This is a genomic window from Candidatus Methylomirabilota bacterium, from assembly GCA_036005065.1.
In the GTDB taxonomy this organism is placed as follows: domain Bacteria; phylum Methylomirabilota; class Methylomirabilia; order Rokubacteriales; family DASRDR01; genus DASYQW01.
Genome location: DASYQW010000414.1, coordinates 1 through 2,548 on the forward strand (window position 1 = coordinate 1; position 2,548 = coordinate 2,548).

The window sequence follows — 2,548 nt, forward strand, 5'->3', positions numbered from 1 at the left end:
TCAAAGGCCCAGCTCTTCGAGAGCCTCGATGATGACGTGCTTGGGCGCCAGGTGGGCATCGTTGAGGTGGATCAGGTAGCCGGAGAGCTCGTCCGGGAGCTTGAACGGCAGGTGGCACTTCCGGCAGGTCTCGGTGCGCCCCGCGATGTCGACCCGATAGGTCTGCAGCACGGCGCGCAGGAGCCGGCTTTCCCGGGTGATCCCGACCCGGTCCACCGGCACCCCGAAGGCCTGCTCGAAGATCTGGGCCACCGCGCAGGCGGCGTCGCCCTCCGCCAGCGCGCCGAACGCCTGGCGCCGGTCATTGGCCCGGAGGAACTCGCTGAGCTTCACGATCGATATGATTCCCGAGACGACCCGCTTCTGTCAACCCGTAGGGGAAGGCTCCTCTCCGCGGCTACCGTGACGCGCCGCGCCGGGCCAGGTACTCGGAGCCGACCAGGATCTGGCGCGGCTTGGCCCCGTCGCCGGGGCCGATGATGCGATCCTGCTCCATGAGGTCGATGAAGCGGGCCGCCTTCGGGTAGCCGAGTCCCAGTCGCCGCTGGATGAAGCTGATCGACGCCTGCTTCTGGCTGAGCACCAGCTCGACAGCCCGCCAGTAGATCTCGTCGCGCTCGGCCTCGCTGGCGCCCTCGCCGGCGGCAGTCTCCTTGATGGGCTGGAGCAGCCCTTCCTCGTACACCGCCTGCCCCTGCTTCCGGAGGAACGCCGCGATCTCGCGGACCTCGCCCTCGGAGACCCAGGCCCCGTGGATGCGCACCGGCCGCGAGGCGCCCGGCGGCACGAAGAGCATGTCGCCCCGCCCGAGGAGCTGCTCCGCCCCGTTCTGGTCCAGGATGGTCCGGGAGTCCACCTTGGAGGCGACCTGGAAGGCGATGCGGGCCGGGAAGTTCGCCTTGATCAGTCCCGTGATGACGTCCACCGAGGGGCGCTGGGTGGCGATCACGAGGTGGATGCCGACCGCCCGGGCGATCTGGGCGAGCCGGGCCAGCGCGGTCTCGACCTCGCCGGCGGAGACCATCATGAGATCCGCGAGCTCGTCCACCACGACGACCCAGTAGGGCAGCCGCTCGGCGGGCGGCATCTCCCGGTTGTAGCTCTCGATGTTCCGCACCGCCTTGGCCGCCAGCAGCTTGTAGCGCTCATCCATGCGGCCGACGATCCAGCGGAGCCGCGCCGACGCCTCCTTGGCGTCGGTCACGACCGGGGCCAGCAGGTGCGGGATCCCGTCGTACATCCCGAGCTCGAGGCGTTTCGGATCGATCAGGAGGAAGCGCACGTCGGCGGGAGGGCGCCGGTACAGGATCGAGCAGATCATCGTGCTCAGACCGGCCGACTTGCCGGCCCCGGTCGCGCCGGCGATGAGGAGGTGTGGCATCGCCGCCAGGTCGGTGATGTAGGGCTGGCCGATCGCATCCTTGCCCAGGGCCAGCGCGAGCGGCGCCTTGGACTCGACGAATTCCCGCGACGCGAGGATCTCCCGGAGGTAGACCGTCGAGGGCTCGGGGTTCGGGACCTCGATGGCCACGGTCCCGCGACCCGGGACGGGGCCGAAGACCCGGACGGCCCCCGCCTTCATGGCGAGGGCCAGGTCGTCGGCCAGGTTCACCACCTGATTCACCTTGACGCCGGGCGCAGGCTCGAATTCGTAGCCCGTGATGACGGGCCCCGGGTTCACCTGGACGATGCGGCCCTCAGCGCCGAAGTCCTCGAGCCGCTTCTTGAGGAGCTCGGCGTTCTGCTGGAGCTCCTCGCGCGTGCGCCGGCGCTCGGTTGCGGGAGGAGCCTTGAGGAGCGCGATGGGCGGCAGCTGGAAGGTCTGCCCGGCTCGGGCGAAGTCGAAGGTCTCTTGCCAGGCGAGCCCGCGCTCGGCGAGGGGGCCCTTCAGCCGCTCCCTCGCCGGCGGGGCCGAGGGCGCCGGGGAGATGGCCGGTTCCGTGGCGAGGGCGATGGCCGGCGGCTCCGGCTCCGCGACCCGGGCGGAGGCGGCGGACGCCGCCGAGGCCGGCCGCGTCCGCCCGCGGAAGAGGCGGGCGAGCCCCAGGAGGACGCCGCGCGACAGTCCCGTGTAGGAGCCCTGGGTGAGGCAGAGCAGGGCGACCGCGAGGAGCGTCACGAGGACGAGGATGCTCCCGAGCTCCCCGATCGTCTGGCGGAGCGCGGCCTGCACCGTCCGGCCGAGGAGCCCGCCCCGGTGGAGGTAGACCCCGCCGGTCGGCCCCGAGGTTCGCGCCAGGAGGCCCGTGAGGCCGACCAGGCCGAGGCTCACGCCCGCGAGCGTGGACAGTCGGCCGACCGGCAACGGGCGGAGGAACGTCGAGACGGCCCAGCCGGCGAGGGCGAGCGGCAGGAGGTACCCGGCATACCCGACGGTTGCGAAGATCCCCCAGCCGATCCAGAGCCCGACGATCCCGACCTCGCCGACCTGGTCGAGCCAGTGAAGGGCTGGGTCGTAGGAGATCAGGGAGGCGCCGATATACGCGGCCAGGCCGAAGGCGACCACTCCCTGGGCCTCGCGAACCCAGCGGGCCGCGGCCCTGGGCGG

2 protein-coding genes are annotated in these 2,548 nt (G+C 71.7%); both read right to left on the bottom strand.

Translation table 11 applies throughout. From position 1 onward, the window contains the following. Entirely contained in the window at nucleotides 1-333 is a 333-nt protein-coding gene (locus VGW35_27135; GenBank protein ID HEV8311350.1) for a hypothetical protein, read from the bottom strand. A 64-nt stretch (nucleotides 334-397) separates the two neighbouring features. Further along, nucleotides 398-2,548: DNA translocase FtsK 4TM domain-containing protein (locus VGW35_27140; GenBank protein HEV8311351.1), on the bottom strand; the 2,151-nt coding region annotated here is incomplete at its 5' end.